General features: G+C 69.0%; 18 protein-coding genes and 2 tRNA genes. 13 read left to right on the forward strand and 7 right to left on the reverse strand.

Annotated elements, in window-relative coordinates; translation table 11 throughout:
* Positions 1 to 271 precede the first annotated feature (271 nt).
* Positions 272 to 1,054: a type I methionyl aminopeptidase gene (gene map / locus ACFYOS_RS35195; protein WP_387151281.1), complete on the reverse strand. Its 783-nt coding sequence runs from the start codon at positions 1,052 to 1,054 to the stop codon at positions 272 to 274.
* 66 nt (positions 1,055 to 1,120) lie between these two features.
* Between map and ACFYOS_RS35200 the strand changes: the two genes are divergently transcribed.
* A complete protein-coding gene (locus tag ACFYOS_RS35200) occupies positions 1,121 to 1,423 on the forward strand; it encodes a helix-turn-helix transcriptional regulator (protein ID WP_387151284.1) in 303 nt (100 codons plus the stop codon).
* A 518-nt stretch (positions 1,424 to 1,941) separates the two neighbouring features.
* On the opposite strand, the gene ACFYOS_RS35205 is transcribed toward ACFYOS_RS35200, so the two are convergent.
* Positions 1,942 to 2,931: an ArsR family transcriptional regulator gene (locus ACFYOS_RS35205; RefSeq protein WP_387151287.1), complete on the reverse strand. Its 990-nt coding sequence runs from the start codon at positions 2,929 to 2,931 to the stop codon at positions 1,942 to 1,944.
* Positions 2,932 to 3,008: 77 nt separating this feature from the next.
* Between ACFYOS_RS35205 and ACFYOS_RS35210 the strand changes: the two genes are divergently transcribed.
* Positions 3,009 to 4,265, forward strand: a complete 1,257-nt coding sequence (locus tag ACFYOS_RS35210; protein ID WP_387151290.1) for an MFS transporter — start codon at positions 3,009 to 3,011, stop codon at positions 4,263 to 4,265.
* Positions 4,266 to 5,363: 1,098 nt separating this feature from the next.
* Here the strand turns inward: ACFYOS_RS35210 and ACFYOS_RS35215 are convergent.
* Complete coding sequence (locus ACFYOS_RS35215) at positions 5,364 to 5,834, reverse strand: hypothetical protein (protein ID WP_387151293.1); 471 nt, start codon at positions 5,832 to 5,834, stop codon at positions 5,364 to 5,366.
* A gap of 271 nt (positions 5,835 to 6,105) precedes the next feature.
* Here ACFYOS_RS35215 and ACFYOS_RS35220 point away from each other — a divergent pair, with 271 nt between their 5' ends.
* Positions 6,106 to 6,663 (forward strand): dihydrofolate reductase family protein, encoded by a 558-nt coding sequence (locus ACFYOS_RS35220; protein ID WP_387151296.1) that lies wholly within the window; start codon positions 6,106 to 6,108, stop codon positions 6,661 to 6,663.
* Positions 6,664 to 6,915: 252 nt separating this feature from the next.
* Here the strand turns inward: ACFYOS_RS35220 and ACFYOS_RS35225 are convergent, their stop codons facing one another.
* On the reverse strand, positions 6,916 to 7,740 hold the full coding sequence (locus tag ACFYOS_RS35225) for a protein phosphatase 2C domain-containing protein (protein ID WP_387151299.1): 825 nt from the start codon (positions 7,738 to 7,740) through the stop codon (positions 6,916 to 6,918).
* Between the two features lie 173 nt (positions 7,741 to 7,913).
* Between ACFYOS_RS35225 and ACFYOS_RS35230 the strand changes: the two genes are divergently transcribed.
* Genes ACFYOS_RS35230 through ACFYOS_RS35240 form a run of 3 tightly spaced genes read left to right on the forward strand, consistent with a single transcriptional unit; the run spans position 7,914 to position 10,124 of the window.
* The gene (locus ACFYOS_RS35230; RefSeq protein ID WP_387151302.1) at positions 7,914 to 8,780 is read left to right on the forward strand and encodes a replication initiator; all 867 of its coding nucleotides are present in this window, start codon (positions 7,914 to 7,916) and stop codon (positions 8,778 to 8,780) included.
* Positions 8,770 to 8,988: a helix-turn-helix domain-containing protein gene (locus tag ACFYOS_RS35235; RefSeq protein ID WP_387151305.1), complete on the forward strand. Its 219-nt coding sequence runs from the start codon at positions 8,770 to 8,772 to the stop codon at positions 8,986 to 8,988. The genes ACFYOS_RS35230 and ACFYOS_RS35235 overlap by 11 nt, the downstream gene beginning before the upstream one ends.
* Positions 8,988 to 10,124 (forward strand): tyrosine-type recombinase/integrase, encoded by a 1,137-nt coding sequence (locus ACFYOS_RS35240; RefSeq protein WP_387151308.1) that lies wholly within the window; start codon positions 8,988 to 8,990, stop codon positions 10,122 to 10,124. The genes ACFYOS_RS35235 and ACFYOS_RS35240 overlap by 1 nt, the downstream gene beginning before the upstream one ends.
* Positions 10,125 to 10,216: 92 nt before the next feature.
* Here ACFYOS_RS35240 and ACFYOS_RS35245 read toward each other — a convergent pair.
* Positions 10,217 to 10,290, reverse strand: a tRNA-Gly gene (locus ACFYOS_RS35245).
* A gap of 313 nt (positions 10,291 to 10,603) precedes the next feature.
* Here ACFYOS_RS35245 and ACFYOS_RS35250 point away from each other — a divergent pair.
* The 5 genes from ACFYOS_RS35250 to clpX all read left to right on the forward strand — a co-directional run bounded on the left by ACFYOS_RS35250 (position 10,604) and on the right by clpX (position 15,167).
* Positions 10,604 to 10,677, forward strand: a tRNA-Pro gene (locus ACFYOS_RS35250).
* Positions 10,678 to 10,822: 145 nt separating this feature from the next.
* Positions 10,823 to 12,169, forward strand: a complete 1,347-nt coding sequence (gene tig / locus ACFYOS_RS35255; RefSeq protein WP_387151311.1) for a trigger factor — start codon at positions 10,823 to 10,825, stop codon at positions 12,167 to 12,169.
* 173 nt (positions 12,170 to 12,342) lie between these two features.
* On the forward strand, positions 12,343 to 12,984 hold the full coding sequence (locus ACFYOS_RS35260; protein WP_387151314.1) for an ATP-dependent Clp protease proteolytic subunit: 642 nt from the start codon (positions 12,343 to 12,345) through the stop codon (positions 12,982 to 12,984).
* A 14-nt stretch (positions 12,985 to 12,998) separates the two neighbouring features.
* Positions 12,999 to 13,661 (forward strand): ATP-dependent Clp protease proteolytic subunit, encoded by a 663-nt coding sequence (locus tag ACFYOS_RS35265; protein WP_387151316.1) that lies wholly within the window; start codon positions 12,999 to 13,001, stop codon positions 13,659 to 13,661.
* A gap of 213 nt (positions 13,662 to 13,874) precedes the next feature.
* A complete protein-coding gene (clpX, locus tag ACFYOS_RS35270; RefSeq protein WP_387151319.1) occupies positions 13,875 to 15,167 on the forward strand; it encodes an ATP-dependent Clp protease ATP-binding subunit ClpX in 1,293 nt (430 codons plus the stop codon).
* Positions 15,168 to 15,191: 24 nt separating this feature from the next.
* Here the strand turns inward: clpX and ACFYOS_RS35275 are convergent, their stop codons facing one another.
* Positions 15,192 to 15,815 carry a helix-turn-helix domain-containing protein gene (locus tag ACFYOS_RS35275; RefSeq protein WP_387151321.1) on the reverse strand — a complete coding sequence of 208 codons (624 nt, stop codon included), beginning with the start codon at positions 15,813 to 15,815 and terminating at the stop codon, positions 15,192 to 15,194.
* 41 nt (positions 15,816 to 15,856) lie between these two features.
* On the opposite strand from ACFYOS_RS35275, the gene ACFYOS_RS35280 reads away from it, so the two are divergent.
* Both ACFYOS_RS35280 and ACFYOS_RS35285 read left to right on the forward strand, forming a co-directional pair.
* Positions 15,857 to 16,690: an EamA family transporter gene (locus tag ACFYOS_RS35280; RefSeq protein ID WP_387151324.1), complete on the forward strand. Its 834-nt coding sequence runs from the start codon at positions 15,857 to 15,859 to the stop codon at positions 16,688 to 16,690.
* A 40-nt stretch (positions 16,691 to 16,730) separates the two neighbouring features.
* The gene (locus tag ACFYOS_RS35285; RefSeq protein WP_387151327.1) at positions 16,731 to 17,528 is read left to right on the forward strand and encodes a carbon-nitrogen hydrolase family protein; all 798 of its coding nucleotides are present in this window, start codon (positions 16,731 to 16,733) and stop codon (positions 17,526 to 17,528) included.
* 6 nt (positions 17,529 to 17,534) lie between these two features.
* Here the strand turns inward: ACFYOS_RS35285 and ACFYOS_RS35290 are convergent, their stop codons facing one another.
* Positions 17,535 to 17,762: a hypothetical protein gene (locus ACFYOS_RS35290; protein WP_387151330.1), complete on the reverse strand. Its 228-nt coding sequence runs from the start codon at positions 17,760 to 17,762 to the stop codon at positions 17,535 to 17,537.
* Positions 17,763 to 18,338 lie beyond the last annotated feature (576 nt).

Here is an 18,338-nt window from a genome sequence, read left to right on the forward strand (position 1 = left end):
GCGACCGCGATGGGGCTTGACCTGGGCGCGACGGGGGGTCGGGGGGGGCCCGCGTGGTGCCTGAGCGGGGGGAGCCGCAGTGTGGCCGGCCGGCCCGGCCGAGGCCGGCCGGAGGTCGCCAGCCGGCGGGGGCCGGGCCGGCGCGGCCCGCTTTGCGGGCCGCCTCGATCCGTCTGGAGCGTCGTCGTGTCCCGCCTGATGCCTGACACTTACGTCCCACCTGCGATGGGTGGTGAACTGCCCGGAGCGGGGAACGCGGATGGCTGTCACCTCACGGTTGCGCCTGCTCCGGCAAGGTGAGAACTTCGGCTCCGTCGTTGGTGATAGCGATCGTGTGCTCACTGTGCGCTGTCCGGCAGCCCGTCGCGCTTCGGAGTGTCCAGCCATCGGCATCGGTGACGAGCTTGGCGGTGTCCGCCATGACCCATGGCTCCAATGCCAGCAACAGCCCAGGGCGCAGCTTGTATCCGCGACCGGGCCGCCCCGTGTTTGGGACGTGCGGGTCCTGGTGCATCGTCGATCCGACGCCATGACCTCCAAACTCGGTGTTGATCGGATATCCCGCCTCGCTGAGGACCGAGCCGATGGCATGGGAGATGTCCCCGATGCGAGCACCTGGTCCGGCTGCGGCAATCCCTGCGCTCAATGCGCGCTCGGTCGCGCTGATCATCGCAACGCACTCCGGGGGGTTCGAGTCGCCCACGATGAAGCTGATGGCGGAGTCAGCGACAACTCCGCCTCTGGAGACGGCGAGGTCGAGCGTCAGCAGGTCGCCGTCGGCAAGCGTGTAGTCGTACGGCAGTCCGTGGAGCACGGCGTCGTTGACTGACGTGCAGATGTAGTGGCCGAACGGCCCACGTCCGAAGGACGGCTCGTAGTCGACGTAACAGGACTGCGCTCCGGCCTCGGTGATCATGGCCTGGGCCCACCGGTTGATGTCCCGGAGGTTCGTGCCTACCTCACAGCGACTCCTCAGCGTCTTCAATATGCCAGCGACCAGGGCACCTGCCTCCCTGGCTCGTGGCAGTTCGGTCGGGTTCAGGAGCTCGATCATGCGGTGCCTTACTCGTGCAACCAATAAGTATCCCGGCCATATTATCCCGGTACTAGAATCGGAGCCATGGTCAGGTTGCCGCTCACTCCCGCAGAGGTCGAACGCGGACAGCGCCTCGGCGCCCTCCTGCGTCGAGCCAGGGGGGAGCGTTCGATGCTCGGCACCGCGCTGGACGCAGGTGTCTCGCCGGAGACTCTTCGGAAGATCGAGTCCGGTCGCGTAGCCACCCCTGCCTTCCCGACCATCGCTGCGATCGCCGACGTCCTCGGCCTTTCCCTCGATGCAGTGTGGTCGGAGATCAACCAGTCGGACGGCGGGGTCCAACTCGCAAGATCAGGTCGCAACGAAGGTGTGCGGTTGGCCTCGTAAGTCTCGATCCCGCAGCTTCGTTGCAGGTGCCGACGATAGAGATCACCTGGGCGCGGTCCTCAACCAACGTCCCCGTTCAGTACAACTGGCCCGTGTTTCGCAGTGGTTTGCTGGGCGGTGAGGAAGGTCCACTCCATGGCTTGATCTCGCTGTTGAGCTGCGCTTTTGCGGTTCGGGTGACAGGAGGGCGCGTCCAGCAGGTGGCGGTGCGCGAACCGTAGGAACCGGTGTCGGTTAGCTGCGCGTGGATTACGAGCCACCAGGGGTTCCGCGCGTCATTCGCGGTTGACTCGAAAATCGATCGCCATCCTGCGCCCGTACGGTGGACAACCCAGTCTTCAGGTTCACGTCGACGTCGAGGGACGGCCCGGTGACGATCCCCTCGGGGACGTTCGTGGTCTTCGTGCCGGAAACTGCCTGACACCGGCGACCACACGATCCGCCTGCTCGCCCCGGCCATGGTGGTGCTCCTGGCGGGCGTGGCGCTGGTCGTCGCCGGACCCGATGAGGTGCGCCGGTCAGGCCAGCCCGTTGACTCGCAGCAGCGCCACGCCGACCTGCGTCGCCTCGTAGAAGACCTCCCGGCCGTGCCGGGCACGCTGGGCCAGCCCCGCCCCGTGCAGCGCCGCGAGATGCTGCGAGACCGCGCCGAGCGACAGACCCGTACGCCTGGCGAGGTCCGTCGTCGTGGCGGGCCCACGCAGCAGGGTGAACACCTCGGCGCGGGCCGGGCCAAGCACGCGCGACAGGCCTGCGCCACCGATGCCGACGGGTTGCGCCGCAGACCACAGCGTGCCGACCGCCCGCGCGGGATAGACAGCCATCGGCTGGGATTCGTTCCGGACCGTCCAGAGCACCCGGCGGTCACCGAAGACGGTCGGCTGCAGCGGCAGACCCCGGCCTGCCACGGTGACCCTGATGTTCCAGGGGTCATCGCCGATCAGCCGATCGCCCGCCCAATGGACGCTCGGGTGCAGGGTGTCGAAGAGCAGACGCAGGCCACCCAGGGACAGCTGCCGGGTCCGATAGGCGATGTCGGCGTCGTGCAGCGCCTGCATCCGCGACCAGTGCGGGGCGATGGCCAGATCGTGCCACGCCTTGATCGCGACGCCGAACCGAGTCAGGGCGGCCTGCGGATCGGTGGCCGCAGCCCGGGCGACGCGGGTGATCGGCCGCCAATTGGCGCAGGCCAGGATGTCGGCGGTGACCAGCTCCAGCGGGGTTGCCAGCACCTGACGGTGTTCCGCGTCGAACTCACCGCAGCGGCCTGTCGGCGGCGGCGTCAGGAAATCCGGCACCCAGGAGCCCGAGCGGACAAACGCGGCCAGGTAAGCCAGCTGCTCGGCAACGTCGTCGCGATCGGCGAGCGCCACGCGCACGGCACGTATCCACGGGCTCAGCGCGGGAAAGCGGCCCGGCGCGCCGAACGCGCGTACCGAGAAGACCGTCTCCCACAGCGGGGAGGTGCAAAACCGCACGTCAGTGAGGTCGCCGACGGCGAACAGCACCTCACTCACGAACGGCCCACCTTTTAGCCTGGATGAAAACGATTCTGCCAGCGTAGTGGCTGCAGTTGGCTGGCCCCATGCAGTGGTTCCAGCAGATCGCGCCCCCGCCCGGCGTCGCCCGGGCGCTCACCCTCCGCTCCATCGTCTACGCCGCCGGCTCCGGCATCTTCCAGGCCGGTAGCGCGGTGTTCTTCACCAAGTACCTCGGGCTGACCGCGACCCAGGTCGGCATCGGCCTGTCCGTCGCGGGCGCGCTCACCGTCGGGTGCTCGATTCCGCTCGGCGTGCTCACCGACCGGTTCGGTGCCCGGCGTACCTGGATCGTCGCCGGACTCGCCGAGGCGGTGCTCTTCTTCGCGTACCCGCTGATCGGGTCGTTCACCGCCTTCCTCGGGCTGGTCTGCCTGCTGGCCCTGACCGACATGACCGGGAGCACGGCCAAGCACGTCTACACGCTGCAGGCGCTGCCTCCGGCCGAACGAGTCCGGGCGCTCGCCTACCAGCGCAGCGCGCTCAACGTCGGCTTCACCGCGGGCGCGGCGCTGTCTGGGATCGCCCTCGCGATCGGCACGCGCCCGGCGTACCTGGGACTGGTCCTGACCAACGGCGCGGTGCTGCTGCTGACCGCGGCCTTGATCAGCCGCCTGCCGAAGGTGCCCACGGCCGGCAGCGCTCCTCGGACCAATCCCTTCGCAGCCCTCGCAGATCGCCCATTCTTGGCGCTGAGCGGCGTAAACGGTGTGCTGCAGGCGCACGTAACGCTGTTCGGGGTGGTCCTTCCGCTGTGGATTTTGACCCAGACCGACGCGCCAGAGCTGCTGGTCCCGGTGCTGTACATGGTGAACACGGTGCTCGCCGTGACCCTCCAGGTCCGCGCGAGCCGGGGCAGCGAGACGCCGCTGGGCGCCGCCCGCGCTCTGCGCACCGGCGGAGTAACGGTCGCCCTGTCGGCGCTGCTGCTCGGTGCGGCCGCGTTCACGTCGGGCGTCATCACGATCGCCGTCCTCGTCGCCGGGACAGTCATGCTGACGATCGGCGAGTTGACCCAGTCCGCCGGCGCTTGGGGCATCACCGCCACCCTGCCGCCAGAGGATCGGCGCGGGGAGTACACGGGCGCCTTCAAGCTCGGCGGTCAGCTACAGCAGTCGCTCGGTCCGGCCGGATTGACCATGCTCGCGATCGGCACGGGTGGCTGGGGCTGGCTGGTCATCGCTGTTCTGATGCTGGTCGGGGGGTACTACGCGCCTGCGGCGGTCCGCTGGGTGCTGCGTACGCCGCGGCTCGGCGCGACAATTGCGGCTGATCCGGCACCGGAACTCGCCCGCGTTCGTTGAAGCTGCCTAGCGGTGAGACGTGGGTGGAGCGGGCGACGGGGATCGAACCCGCACCGTCAGTTTGGAAGAGCGCGCTCAACCGGTCGTGATGCCCGAAACGCCTGCGGCGGGCGGTGGAGTTGGTTGCCCCTCGTGCCCGCTCGTGACCGCTGCGCGCGCCGGTTACTGGCCCATGGATGGCCCGTGATGGCCTTGGGATTAGAAGAAGATCATGGACGGCTGGTCACGGTAGTCTGTCCCTGTTCAGGTCGTCCGCCGTTGTCTGGTCGCGTCGGGGTTCGCCGGCCGTCTTGGCTGTACGAATGGCTGTACGGCTGCGGGATGCCTCCCTGTGTGGCGGGAGGAACGGTGGCAATCAACAAGCGAGGCAGTAGGCCGATCGTTGTCGATGGCACGGGCTATCGCTGGTTGATCCGTAGGAAGCCGACGTACTGCCAAGGCTTGACCTGGTCGCCGCTGAGCTTTGCCGTTGAGCGGACCGACCCACCTGGCTGCGCCACCCTTGTCGTCGAGCTAGCGTCTCCTCGTCCGGACAACTGGGTGAACGCTGCGGCGTCTCCGGTGCTGCCTTCGGCGGTCGCCAGCGCCATACGGCAAGCGCTTGAGCGTGGATGGCAGCCGGGTCATCCGGGATCGCCGCTCATGCTGAACCTCGGTGATGTGGAACAACTTTCGTAGCCGGTGGGTGAGAGCGGATCTCCTCGTCGGGCAGTCGTAGACCGTCCAGCCTCCCCGAACGGGGACCAGGTGGAGCGCCCTACCGGACGAACGACCTGGTCCCCGTTCGGGAAGGCTGGTAGCCCTTGTGGTGCCCGGCGAGGTGAGCCGCGGCGGCATCTCTATTAGGAGGGCCGGGGTTCGGGGCGGAGCCCCGAGGTCTTCATGGTCTGGTAGTCCCAAAGCGAGGCCGGCCGGCCCGGCCGATGCCGGCCGGAGGTCGCCAGCAGGCCGGGGCCGGGCCGGCGCGGCCCGCTTGCGGGCCGCCTTGATCCTTAAGAGGCCAATTCGGCAATGGCCACGTGTCGAGCGGTGTCGTGTCCCGGCTGATGCTTCACCGCCGTCCCACCTGATGCTTGACATGGTCGGCGTTCCTAGCACTTATGGCAGCCAGTCCGCCGTCTCGCGGTGGCGTCCGAGGCCGACCGCTTCGAACTCATCGCGGTAGCCGTCGCGTTCGGCGCCAAGTCTCGCGAGCAGCTGAGAGATAGGGCTTCCTTCGGGAGCGAACGGCTCACCCTCGCCCACAGACAGCGGTCCGAGCACCAACTCGCCAGCAACCCACAGGGCCGCGCGCTGGCTGCCCACACCCCCGAAGAAATCCGCCTCGACGTAGCCGACAGGTCCCGCTGAGGACCAGAACGTCAGCTCACGGTCGAAGCCGCCCGGCAGCTTCCAGAATCCGAGTACCTTCTCCGTCGTGCCGTCCGTGACAGCATCGAACAACTCATCGGTCATCGGCACCAACGCGAGGTCCTGCGCCAGCGGCACTGGCACCGCAGCCGACAACTGGGTCACAGCGGTGTGCAGAGCAGCGGCGGAGCCGATGATCGCTTCAAGCGTGTAGCCCAACGGCGACCGTCCTTCTGCTCTCCGTTGGCGAGGAACCCACGCCGCCAACCTAGATCAGAGGTCAAGCAACAGCTGGGACGGAAGCGTCAAGCGTCAGGTGGGACTAGGCACCACGTGTCGAGCGGTCTCCCGTCACGGGACATTTTTGAATCGAGAAGGAGGAGCGCTTCAGCTTCGTGTCCAGCGACCCGCGCGCCATCGACCTCGACTGCTTCAAGCACCTCGCCAAGCGGGGACTGGCGACGCCGTAGTGGCGTTAGACTCGCCGGCCATGGGACTCCTCACCTTCAGCCTCAACCTCACTCTGGACGGTTGCGTCGACCACCAGGAGGGGATCGCCGACGACGAGACGCACGCCTTCTTCACCCGTCTCATAAACGAGGGCGGGGCAATGCTGTGGGGTCGCGTCACCTACGAGATGATGGAGAGCTACTGGCCGGCCGTCGCCCAGGGCGACGAGGAGGCGCCGCCGGCCATGCGCGAGTGGGCGGTCAAGCTGGAGGCCAAACCCAAGTACGTGGTGTCGTCGACGCGCAAGGACTTCCCGTGGACCAACAGCCACCACATCGCCGGCGATCTGCGCGAGGGCGTGCAGAAGCTCAAGGACGCGACCCCGGCCGGGGTCCTCCTCGGAAGCGGCAAGCTCGCGACCGAGCTCGACCGGCTGGACCTGATCGACGAGTACAAGCTGCTCGTCCATCCCAGGATCGCCGGCCACGGCCCGACGCTGTACCAGGGCGGGCTGCCCGGCACGCGCCAGCTCGAGCTGCTCTCGGCGGAGCCGCTCCGCAACGGCGCGGTGGCCATGCACTACCGCCGCGCGCGCTGAATCACAGGAGTCCATCGCCGCCAGCTCACCGGCAGCGCGGCGTCTTCCTCGCGCTCGCCGCGCAGCGCCGAACGACTCCTCGAAGGCGAGGACGTCTTCGAAGAGCCGGTCGAGGGCTCCGTGGATGTCGCCAGCGGCGCAGAGGATCATGGCCCGTCCACCATGCCCGCTGTCGACGTGCAGTCCAAGCGGGCGAGCGCGAACCGTTGCAGATCGTGCAAGGGTTGATCGCGTCGCGCTGGCGACTCTGAGCTAAGCGACATGGGTGCAGTAGGCGGCCGTTGCGTCGTCGTGGGTCTTGCCGCGCGGCCAGCGGTTGCCTGGTAGGTCGGAGTCTTCTGCGGCACGGACGCGGCGGATCAGCTCGGCTGGGCCGTGGTCGTGCAGGATCGCCAGGAGGCCGGCCCAGTCGGTGAGGTTGAAGCGATCGGCGAGGCGGCTGACTCCATCGCTGAGCAGGGCTGCGGCTGTCACGTCCTTGATCGGTCTGCTTCCGAGAATCGCCTCGTCGGCGGCTCGTGGGTCGGCGGCGGCAACCCAGAACCCGCCGGGCCGGTTGCGGTGGGCGCGGAGGGCTTGGACGTAGTCGCGGCGGGCTTGGTCGTGCTCCGGTGTGCCGTTGGTGAGGTTGTCCATCGCGGCCCGGTAGTGCCGTCCGATGTGTGCCTCGCGGTCGTCGGTGATGACCAGCGGCACCTCGCTAGCCAGGTTGAGCACGAGCACGGAGTCGGCAAGCACCAGGTACTCCAGGTCATCACCGGTAGCGCGGAGCATGACGACGGTGGCGGACGGTGTGCCGGGGTCATCAAGGTCGCAGGTGCCTTCATGCGCGGCGGCCGTCTGCCTGATCGCCTCAGCGAGGATGGCCGCCAGGTCCTGGCCGTCGTCGCCAGCGAGACCGGCGAGCAGCGCGCCGCCGAGCTGTCGGGTGTACCAGGCGACCCCGTGCGAACACCGTGAGGTAGTGCCGGACAAACCGGCGCCATCGAGCAGGACGACCCCGTTCGGCGTGGCCGCGGTGAAGTCCTCGTTGGGTTGACCGGGCTTGGCCGGGCTGGTCGCCATGGTGACCTGCATCAGTTGTCCTCCAGTCGGTGAAGTGGGGTCAGCAGCTCAACTTGGCGCGGCTCGCGGGTGTCAGGGTCGTACTCGGTGCCGACCAGCACGGAGAAATGCCCGGTCCTGGCCTCGCTGTACAGCTCGCCTATGCGAGTGCAGAGCAGATGGACGACTCCGAGGGAACCAGGCGGGTGGATGCCGGTGAAGACATCCCCCGCGCACTCGTCCGCCAAGTCGCCGCCGCCACCTACCACCAAGTGTGGTGGCCACCCGCCGACCAGCTCGTCTACGAACCGGGAAGGGCGCCGCAGTGGAACCCCGACGCGTGCGGCTACACCGACCCGGACACGGGTGAACTGCTGCCGTCGTGGGATGACGCCCCGGACCTGGTCGACGCCGACCCCGACGCTAAGCCGGTGCACGTCGTCCGCTTCGGTAGCCAGGTCGACGCCAAGGGCGTGCTCGCCGGCACCAAGGACGCGGACCGGTGCGTCGGCTACATCACCAAGTACCTGACTAAGCAGGCCGCCGACTGCCACGACGTCACCACCGGCTGGCAGCGGGCGCACCTGGAAAGGCTCTGGGCTGAGCTGCGGCACACGCAGTGTTCGGAGCGGCGCGCCAACTGGCTGCTCTACGGCATCCAACCCAAGAAAGCCCGGCCCGGGTTGAAGCCGGGCAACTGCAAGAACAAGGTCCACAAACGCGAAACCCTCGGCATCGGCGGTCGACGCGTCCTGATCTCCCGGCAGCGGTCCGGGAAGACCTTGGCCGATCACCGGGCTGATCGGCGGGAGTGGGTCAAGGCGCTGCTCGGCGTCACCACCGACGCCGACACCGCCCCGGCCGGCTCCGACACCGTCCGGTACGCCTGGGAACTTGCCAAACCCACCGACCCCGACGTGCCGCCCCTCGGTCATCGGGTCCTACGCGCCATCTCCGAACGCATCCAATGGCGCGTCCAGCTCGACGCGGCGAGACGGGCTGCCGACCCGCCCGATGTTTCGGCAACCGACCAGAGCTTGACGAGTGGAAGGAGCCTCGACTGTGACGGATGACCTGCTGACCGCTGGTAAGGTGGCGGCTCGCCTTTGCGCGACACCTCGTTTCGTGCGCCGGCTGGTTGCAGAGCGGCGCATCGCCTACGTCAAGGTCGGGCGCTTCGTGCGGTTCGAGCCTGCTGCCGTAGCTGCCTACATCGAGGCCAACCGGGTCGTGCCCATGACTCGGGCGCAGCTGCGGCGGCAGCTCGCGGAGGTGGCCTGATGCCCGCGCGTGGTGGCCGCCGTCGTTTCGGCAACGTGCGTCAGCGGGCGTCGGGGCGCTGGCAGGCCCGCTACGTCGGCCCGGACGGCCTGACCCGGACTGCGCCGAACACCTTCGCCACTGAGAAGCAGGCGGAGAAGTGGCTCACCCTGGTCGAGTCGGAGATCATCCGAGGGGAGTGGGTAGCCCCAGAAGCGGGCGAGATCGAACTCTCGGCCTACGGGCAGCGGTGGATCGCTGAACGCAAGCTCGCCCCAAGGACCCGGCAGGGCTACGAGTTCCTGTTCACGCGGCAAGTCGTGCCGTACCTCGGGCACCTGATGCTTGACGGGATCAAGCCGGCGACGATCCGGGCATGGCGTAAGAAGCTCTTGGATGCCGGCGTGCCGGAGCCCCAGGCGGTCAAGGCGTACGCGCTGCTGCGGGCCATCCTCAACACGGCGGTGCGCGAGGACGAAATCATTCGGCAGAAGCCCTGCCGGATCAAGGGCTACGACCAGCACCACACCCCGGAACGACCAACGGCCACGATCGTCCAGGTCTACGCCCTGGCCGACGCGATGCCTGCTCGGTTCTCGGCGCTCGTCGTGATCGCGGCGCTCTCCGGCCTGCGGTGGGGCGAGCTGGTCGCGCTACGCCGCCGGGACATCGACCTCGACACCGGCACGGTCCGAGTCACCCGCAAGCTCGCCGCGCTCCGAAGTCACCTGGAATTCGGGCCACCCAAGTCGGCGGCCGGCGTCCGGGTCGTCGCCCTGCCGGCCGCCGCCGTGGAGGCCCTGCGGGCGCATCTGGCCGAGTTCACCACCGCCGACGCTGAGGCCCTGGTCTTCACCGGCGACAAGGGTGCACTGCTGCGATCCGGCAACTTCGGCCGCGCGGTCAAGTGGACGCGGACGGTCGCAGCGCTCGGGCTGCCTGGCTTCCACTTCCATGACCTGCGGCACACCGGGAACACCCTCGCCGCAGCCTCTGGCGCGAGCACTCGTGAGCTGATGCAGCGGATGGGGCACGCGAGCATGCGTGCGGCGTTGATCTACCAGCACGCGACCAGCGAGCGGGACCGAGAGATCGCCTCGGCGATGGACCGGCGGATCGCCAAGCAGGCCCAGCGCAAGGGCGGCCAGAGCAGCTAATGGCCCACGGATGGCCCACAAGATCAGAGCGGGGCAGTGGCCGACCGGCCCAGGATCGGGGGATGCAACCTCTGACCTGGGCCGGAGGCCGTTGGAGCGGGCGACGGGAATCGAACCCGCACCGTCAGTTTGGAAGACTGAAGCTCTGCCATTGAGCTACGCCCGCAGGCACCCCGCTGTCGCGGGGCGCGCCCGACAGCTTACCGAATCCCGAAACCGGACGCGCAGCCGCGTACGGCGCGTCGCCTCCGCCCACCCGCGCCGCCAACATCTGCGCACTTTCCGGGAAAGTGTCGCCTCCCCCCGCTCTGAGGCCAGACTTTCCGGGAAAGTGTCGCCTCCCCCCGCTCTGAGGCCAGACTTTCCCGGAAAGTGTCGCCTCCCGCCTCCCGCCCGTCGCCTCCGACCGCCATGCGCGCCGCCACCCGCGCCCCGGTGACCGTCCGGCGGGCGCGGACGGCATACACTTCTCGTCGCCACGGGGTGTGGCGCAGCTTGGTAGCGCACTCGCTTTGGGAGCGAGGGGCCGTGGGTTCAAATCCCGCCACCCCGACTGTCGTCCGCGGCCGGCTCGTCCCGGGAACCGCTGTTTTTCCGCGCGGTACCCCGGGCGCTGCCGAAGCAGCAGGCCGGCTCGCCTACACTCGATGCGCGCAATCACGCCCAGAATCAACTGAGATCCGTCAAGGAGTACGCCTGTGAAGAGCACCGTCGAGACTCTGAGCCCGACGCGCGTGCGGCTCGCCATCGAGGTGCCGTTCGTCGAGCTCGAGCCGAGCCTCAGGAAGGCGTACCGGGAGATCGGCCAGCAGGTCCAGGTTCCCGGCTTCCGCCGGGGCAAGGTTCCCGCCGCTGTCATCGACCAGCGGGTGGGCCGGGGCACCGTCCTCAACGAGGCGGTGCAGGAGGCCATCCCAGAGAACATCCTCGCCGCGGTCCGCGAGCACGACCTGAAGACCCTCGGCCGCCCGGAGGTCGAGATCACCGAGTTCAACGACGGTGACTCGCTCAACTTCACCGCCGAGGTGGACGTCCGCCCGGAGATCACCCTGCCGGACCCGGCGACCATCGAGGTGACCGTGGACGAGGTCCAGGTCGCCGACAGCGAGATCGACGACCAGGTCAACAACCTGCGCGAGCGGTTCGCCACCCTGAAGACCGTCGAGCGGGCCGCCCAGGAGGGCGACTACGTCCAGATCGACCTCAACGCCACCGTCGACGGCGAGGACGTGCCGGGCGGCTCGGCGAGCAACATCTCGCACGAGGTCGGCAGCAAGCAGCTCCTGCCGGGCCTGGACGAGGCCCTGGTCGGCCTGGCCGCCGACGACAGCACCACCTTCTCCACCCAGCTGGTGGGCGGCGACTACGCCGGCCGCGACGCCGAGGTCGCGGTGACCGTCCGCACGGTCAAGGAGAAGGAGCTGCCGGAGCTCAACGACGACTTCGCCCAGATGGCGAGCGAGTTCGACACCATCGAGGAGCTCCGCAACGACGTGCGCGAGCGGGTCACCCGGGGCAAGAAGGTCGAGCAGATCTACGCCGCCCGCGACAAGGCCCTCGAGCAGATGGTCGCCGCCGCCGAGGTCCCGGCGCCGGAGGGTGTCGTCCGCGAGGAGGTCGAGAGCCGCAAGGCCGCGATGGTCGACCAGCTCGAGCGGATCGGCGCCTCCCTGGAGGAATACCTCGCCGCCGAGGAGAAGACCGAGGAGCAGATCGACACCGAGCTCCGGGACGCGGCGACCGACGGCGTCAAGATCCAGCTCCTGCTGGACACCCTCGCCGACGCCGAGGACGTCCAGGTCTCCGACGACGAGTTCGGCCACGAGATCGTGCACCGCGCGCAGCGCGCCGGCATGGCCCCGCAGCAGTACTACGACCAGCTGGTCCGCTCCGGCGCCGCCGCGGCCGTCTTCGGTGACGTCCGCCGGGGCAAGGCGCTCGCCTCGGTGATGGAGAAGATCAAGATCAAGGACTCTGCGGGCAACGAGGTCACCCTCGAGGCGCTGCAGGCCCAGAACGAGGCCGAGCACGACCACGAGCACTGATCCTCGGGTGTCGGCCGCCGTCCTCCGCTGCGCGTTGGACGGCGGCCGAAACCCTTTTCTGGGTACGCCGCGAGGGCAGCTGCGCTGAGAGCGAAAAGCGTCCCGACCGGGAGTACGCCCCCCGGCTGAGCGGTTAGTGTCGGGTAGGACGGTACGGAGAGCGAAGGGCTGCCATGACCGACATGCACATCCCAGCAACGCCGCTCCGGGCGATCGAGGCCCGAGGTGGCGACACCATTGGCAACCTCGACGACTCGGTCTACAACCGGTTGCTCAAGGAGCGGATCATCTTCCTGGGCAGCGAGGTGACCGACCAGGTCGCCAACCGCATCTGCGCGCAGCTGCTGCTGCTCGCGGCGGAGGACCCGGACCGCGACATCAACCTCTGGATCAACTCGCCGGGTGGCTCGGTCTACTCCGGCATGGCGATCTACGACACCATGCAGTTCATCGACAACGACGTGTCGACCGTGGCGATGGGCATGGCGGCCTCCATGGGCCAGCTGCTGCTCTGCGCGGGCACCAAGGGCAAGCGCTACGCCCTGCCGCACGCGCGGATCATGATGCACCAGCCGTCCGGCGGCATGGGCGGCACGGCCGCTGACATCGCGATCCAGGCGGAGCAGATGCTCTACACCAAGCGGATGTTCCAGGAGCGGGTCGCCTTCCACACCAACCGGAGCGCGGCGGAGATCGAGGCCGACTCGGACCGGGACCGTTGGTTCACCGCCCAGGAGGCCATGGACTACGGCTTCATCGACAAGGTGATCACCGGAGCCGCCCAGGTTCCGGAAGGCGCCGGGACCCTGAGCTGACCGAGGAGCTGACGATGACCGACCTGAGCCTGCCGCCCCAGTTCGCGGCCGTGCACAACCGCTACGTTCTGCCGTCGTTCGTCGAGCGCACGTCGTACGGGATGAAGGAGTCCAACCCGTACAACAAGCTCTTCGAGGACCGGATCATCTTCCTCGGCGTCCAGGTGGACGATGCCTCGGCCAACGACGTGATGGCCCAGTTGCTGACGCTCGAGGGCACGGACCCGGACCGCGACATCATCATGTACATCAACTCGCCGGGTGGCTCCTTCACCGCCATGACGGCGATCTACGACACCATGCAGTACGTCCGCCCGGACATCCAGACCGTCTGCCTCGGCCAGGCGGCCAGCGCGGCGGCGGTGTTGCTCTCCGCGGGCACCCCGGGCAAGCGGATGGCGCTGCCCAACTCGCGGATCATCATCCACCAGCCGGCCACCGAGGGTGGCTACGGCCAGGGTTCGGACATCGAGATCCAGGCCCGGGAGATCCTGCGGATGCGGACGCAGTTGGAGACGATGCTCTCGCAGCACTGCAACCGCCCGGTCGAGCAGGTCCGCAAGGACATCGACCGCGACAAGATCATGACGGCCGAGGAGTCCAAGGAGTACGGGCTGGTCGACACGATCCTGACCAGCCGCAAGAAGGGACTGCTGGCCGCCCACAGCGCGAGCTGAGGGGTGCCAGGTCGGAGGTCGGCCGGGGTATCGTTCCCGGCCGACCTCCTGACACACCCGCTTTGGGGGTCGGAGAAACCTCCGCCAGCGGGTAACGTCGGGTCTGTACCGCTTCGTTGGTCGGACCGGCGGGGTGGAACGACAGACGGACGGGCGCCCGGCGCCCGCAGGTCAGGGCCGGCGCTCCGGCCGACGAGTGCAGGGAGAACGTAGGTGGCACGGATCGGTGACGGCGGCGACCTACTGAAGTGCTCCTTCTGTGGCAAGTCGCAGAAGCAGGTCAAGAAGCTCATTGCGGGCCCCGGCGTCTACATCTGCGACGAGTGCATCGATCTCTGCAACGAGATCATCGAGGAGGAGCTGGCCGAGTCCGGCGAGGTGAAGTGGGAAGAGCTTCCCAAGCCGATGGAGATCTGCCAGTTCCTCGACAACTACGTCGTCGGCCAGGAGCAGGCCAAGAAGGCGCTCGCCGTCGCGGTCTACAACCACTACAAGCGGATCCAGGCCGAGGCGGCCGGCGCGCCGGGGTCCGGTAGCGACGGCGTCGAGCTGGCCAAGTCCAACATCCTGCTGCTCGGCCCCACCGGCTGCGGCAAGACCCACCTGGCGCAGACACTGGCCCGGATGCTCAACGTCCCGTTCGCGATCGCGGATGCCACCGCCCTCACCGAGGCGGGTTACGTCGGCGAGGACGTGGAGAACATCCTCCTCAAGCTGATCCAGGCGGCCGACTACGACATCAAGCGCGCCGAGACCGGGATCATCTACATCGACGAGGTCGACAAGATCGCCCGCAAGTCGGAGAACCCGTCGATCACCCGGGACGTGTCCGGCGAGGGCGTGCAGCAGGCGCTGCTGAAGATGCTCGAGGGCACGGTGGCCAACGTGCCGCCGCAGGGCGGGCGCAAGCACCCGCACCAGGAGTTCATCCAGATCGACACCACCAACGTGCTGTTCATCTGCGGTGGCGCCTTCGCCGGGCTCGACCAGATCATCGAGGCCCGCACCGGTTCCGGCGGCACCGGCTTCGGCGCCCGGCTCCGGTCGGTTTCCGAGCGGTCGACCGACGACATCTTCAGCCAGGTCATGCCGGAGGACATGCTCAAGTTCGGCCTGATCCCCGAGTTCATCGGTCGACTCCCGGTGATCACCAGCGTGCGTAGCCTCGACCGCACCGCCCTGGTGCGGATCCTCACCGAGCCGCGCAACGCCCTGGTCCGGCAGTACCAGCGCCTCTTCGAGCTGGACGGTGTCGAGCTGGAGTTCGAGCAGCCCGCGCTGGAGGCCATCGCCGACCAGGCCATGCTGCGCGGCACCGGCGCACGCGGACTGCGGGCCATCATGGAAGAGGTGCTGCTCTCCGTGATGTACGAGGTGCCGAGCAACCCCGACGCCGCCCGGGTGCTGATCACCCGCGAGGTCGTCCTGGAGAACGTCAACCCGACCATCGTGCCCCGCGAGTTCACCGGCCGTCGTCGCCGGGACCGCGAGGAGAAGTCGGCCTGAGGCTCGTCCCGACCGCGCCCGCCGTCAGGTCGGGCGCGGTCCGCGTGAGCGGGTCCGGCGGTCCCACTCGCCCGACGGGGTGACGACCACCATCACCAGCCGCGCCGGCTCCTCGCCGGCCGTGCGGTAGCCGTGCTCCCGGTCGGCGTGGAACTCGATGGTGTGGCCGGCGCGTACGTCGTGGTCGACGCCGTTGACGGTGACGGTGACCGTCCCGGCGAGCACGTGCAGCATCTCCCGGGTGCCCCGTGGATGGTCGGGGGAGTGGTGCCCCTCGCCGGGCTCCAGACACCACTCCCAGAGTTCGACCAGGTCGGGCTCGCCGACACCGTTGAGCAGCCGCGCCGTCCCACCCCGGTCGCCCCGCCAGAGCACCGGCGCGTCGGCGGTGGCGGAGATCCGTACGGTGCTCTCCTCGGCCGGCTCCAGGAGCTGGGCGATGCTGACCCCGAATGCGTCGGCGACCCGGCAGAGCGTGCCGATGCTGGGATTGGTCCGCGCCCCCTCGATCTGCACCAGCATGCCCTTGCTGACCCCGGACCGGCCGGCCAGTTCCTCGAAGGACCAGCCGCGGGCGGCCCGCAGCTCGCGTACCTGCCGGGCCACGGCGGAGGTCACCGCGCCCACCCGCCCTGCGGCGTCGGTCATCACACTATCCTTCGCGGTCAATATTGTGGTACGACTGCCTGATGTTCCCCATTGTGCTCGCGGCGGTGTCCGCGGTCGCGTTCGGCACGGCGGACTTCTCCGGCGGCAAGGCGTCCCGGCGGGCCGACCCGATCGCCGTCACCGTGGTCTCGCAGATCCTGAGCGTTCCCCTGCTGCTCGCCCTGGTCCTGCTCGTGCCCGGCACGCCTCGCCCGCTCGACCTGGGCTGGGGACTGCTCTCCGGCGTGGCCGGCGCCGCCGGCGTGATGCTGCTCTACCGGGCCCTGGCGACGGGCATGATGGCCGTCGTCGCCCCGGTCACCGCGATCACCGCGGCGGTGGTGCCGATCGCCGCCGGTCTGCTCACCGCGCACTCCCCGGGCGCCCTGGCGCTCTGCGGCGCGGGCCTCGCCGTCGTCGCCATCGCCCTGGTCAGTCTCGGCGAGGGCGGCGTCTCCGGCCGGGTGTCGCGCCGGCTGATCGGCATGGCGCTCGGCGCTGGCCTGCTCTTCGGCGTCTTCTTCGCCCTGCTCGGCCAGGCGGACGACGGCGCGGGCATGTGGCCGGTGGTCGCCGTCCGGGTCAGCTCGATCGCCTTCGGTCTCGCGCTCGCCGCGCGTACCGGGGTGCGCCTGTGGCTCGAGCCACGCGTGCTCGGCTGGGCCGCGGCGGCCGGCCTGCTGGACTCGACGGCGAACGCGCTCTACCTGGCCGCCGCGAGCCGGGGTCACTTGAGCATCGTCGCCGCCATCACCTCGCTCTATCCCGCGAGCACCGTGCTGCTGGCGCTCGGCGTCGACCGGGAACGACTCCGCCCCGTGCAGCTCGCCGGTCTCGGCTTCGCCGCCGGCGCGCTGGTGCTGGCGAGCGTCTGAGCCCTGTCGCGGCTCTCCACCCGCCCGTACGCTGAGCCCCATGCGCGTCGCCGTCTGCCAGCTCAACGCCCGCGACGACCGGGCGGCGAATCTCGCCGCCGCCGAGGCCCTGCTCGCCAGCGCCGCGGCGGCCGGCGCCGACCTCGCCGTCCTGCCGGAGTACGTCGATTACCTCGGCCTCGCCGACGGGATGCCCCCGGCCGAGTCGGTGGACGGCGTGGTCGGCCGGTTCTTCGCCGACGTGGCCCGGCGGCTCGGCATGTGGGTGATCGCCGGCTCGTTCCACGAGGCCGGGCCGGACCCCGAGCACACGTGGAACACCTCGCTGGTCTTCGACCGCACCGGCGCGCTCGCCGCCAGCTACCGCAAGATCCACCTGTACGACGTGGAGATCCCCGGCCGGGTGTCGTACCGGGAGTCGGCAACGGTCGCGCCGGGCGACCAGCCGGTGGTGGTCGACGTGGAGGGTCTGCGGGTCGGTCTCTCGATCTGCTACGACCTGCGCTTCCCCGAGCTCTACCGGCAACTCGCCACGGACGGGGGCGCCGAACTGCTGGTCGTGCCCGCCGCGTTCATGATGCATACCGGGCGGGACCACTGGGAGGTGTTGCTCCGGGCCCGCGCGATCGAGAACCAGTGCTACGTCGCCGCCGCGGGGCAGACCGGCGACCACGAGCCGTCGCGGACCTGCTTCGGCCGCAGCATGGTGGTCGACCCGTGGGGGACGGTGCTCAGCCAGGTACCGGACGGACCGGGATTCGCGGTGACCGACCTCGACCTCGACCGGCTCCGGACGATCCGCGCCGAGCTGCCCAGCCTCGCCAACCGTCGGCTCTGACCCGGGTCAGCTATCCAGGAGCACGCCGACCACGGTGAAGCCGGCGATCGCCGCCGCGGTGATCAGCAGCGCCGTGGTCATCCGGGACGGGCCGCGCCGGGCGAGGCGCCGCACCGACGCCAGGACGACGACGAGTACGAAGGCTCCGATGACCAGCTGCCAGAACGGCAGCAGGAGACCGAGCAGCGCCTCCTCGGCGAGAGTCGCCACCGGGGACCGGGACACGTCATCCATGCCGAACACTCTGGCACGCCGGGGGCCGCGACGGTCTCCCTCGAAGGACGTCGAGTCCCGCGGGGCTGCGTGGACGCAATTACGATCATTGATTTGCCTTCTCCGGGCCGTACGCGTAACTTTCTCTCTGCACGAGGGAGGCCGGACAAACCGGCCGAGAACGGGCGCCAGGCTGGTGGCGGAAACGCCGAGCCAGACTGAGGATCCGGGCGGTACGAGGGACTCCGAGAAACACGGAGTTGCGATCGCGAGACCGACCGGGTAGAGTTCGAAGGCCGGCAGGGAGCCGGGCGGGTGGCCGCGAGAGCGGCGACCCGCCGGTCCGCCGGAATCCACGACAGAAGCGACGCCAGATATGGTGTGCGTCAGCGTGGTTCGGACTGACCAAGTTGATCACCCCAAACGCGAGGTTGACAGCGAAAGTCGGACCGAGTAAGTTAGAGAGGTTGCCCCGGACGGGGTCCTACGGTGTAGGGCTTCTGGATGGTGTGTGGTTGTTCTTTGAGAACTCAACAGGGTGCTTGATAAGCCAGTGCCAATTGTTTTATACCCCGGACTGGTCAGGCTTCGGTTTGG

The sequence above is a fragment of the Micromonospora sp. NPDC005806 genome (assembly GCF_042871425.1).
In the GTDB taxonomy this organism is placed as follows: Bacteria; Actinomycetota; Actinomycetes; order Mycobacteriales; family Micromonosporaceae; genus Micromonospora.

Bases quoted from the DNA above. Each gene is read 5' to 3' on its own strand.
- ACFYOS_RS35225 (WP_387151299.1), bottom strand. From the start codon at position 7,740: ATGCAGGTCACCATGGCGACCAGCCCGGCCAAGCCCGGTCAACCCAAC.
- ACFYOS_RS35220 (WP_387151296.1), top strand. From the start codon at position 6,106: ATGGGACTCCTCACCTTCAGCCTCAACCTCACTCTGGACGGTTGCGTC.
- ACFYOS_RS35200 (WP_387151284.1), top strand. From the start codon at position 1,121: ATGGTCAGGTTGCCGCTCACTCCCGCAGAGGTCGAACGCGGACAGCGC.
- ACFYOS_RS35290 (WP_387151330.1), bottom strand. From the start codon at position 17,762: ATGGATGACGTGTCCCGGTCCCCGGTGGCGACTCTCGCCGAGGAGGCG.
- ACFYOS_RS35260 (WP_387151314.1), top strand. From the start codon at position 12,343: ATGACCGACATGCACATCCCAGCAACGCCGCTCCGGGCGATCGAGGCC.
- ACFYOS_RS35240 (WP_387151308.1), top strand. From the start codon at position 8,988: ATGCCCGCGCGTGGTGGCCGCCGTCGTTTCGGCAACGTGCGTCAGCGG.
- map (WP_387151281.1), bottom strand. From the start codon at position 1,054: ATGATCGAGCTCCTGAACCCGACCGAACTGCCACGAGCCAGGGAGGCA.
- ACFYOS_RS35285 (WP_387151327.1), top strand. From the start codon at position 16,731: ATGCGCGTCGCCGTCTGCCAGCTCAACGCCCGCGACGACCGGGCGGCG.
- ACFYOS_RS35280 (WP_387151324.1), top strand. From the start codon at position 15,857: ATGTTCCCCATTGTGCTCGCGGCGGTGTCCGCGGTCGCGTTCGGCACG.
- ACFYOS_RS35275 (WP_387151321.1), bottom strand. From the start codon at position 15,815: ATGACCGACGCCGCAGGGCGGGTGGGCGCGGTGACCTCCGCCGTGGCC.
- ACFYOS_RS35210 (WP_387151290.1), top strand. From the start codon at position 3,009: ATGCAGTGGTTCCAGCAGATCGCGCCCCCGCCCGGCGTCGCCCGGGCG.
- ACFYOS_RS35265 (WP_387151316.1), top strand. From the start codon at position 12,999: ATGACCGACCTGAGCCTGCCGCCCCAGTTCGCGGCCGTGCACAACCGC.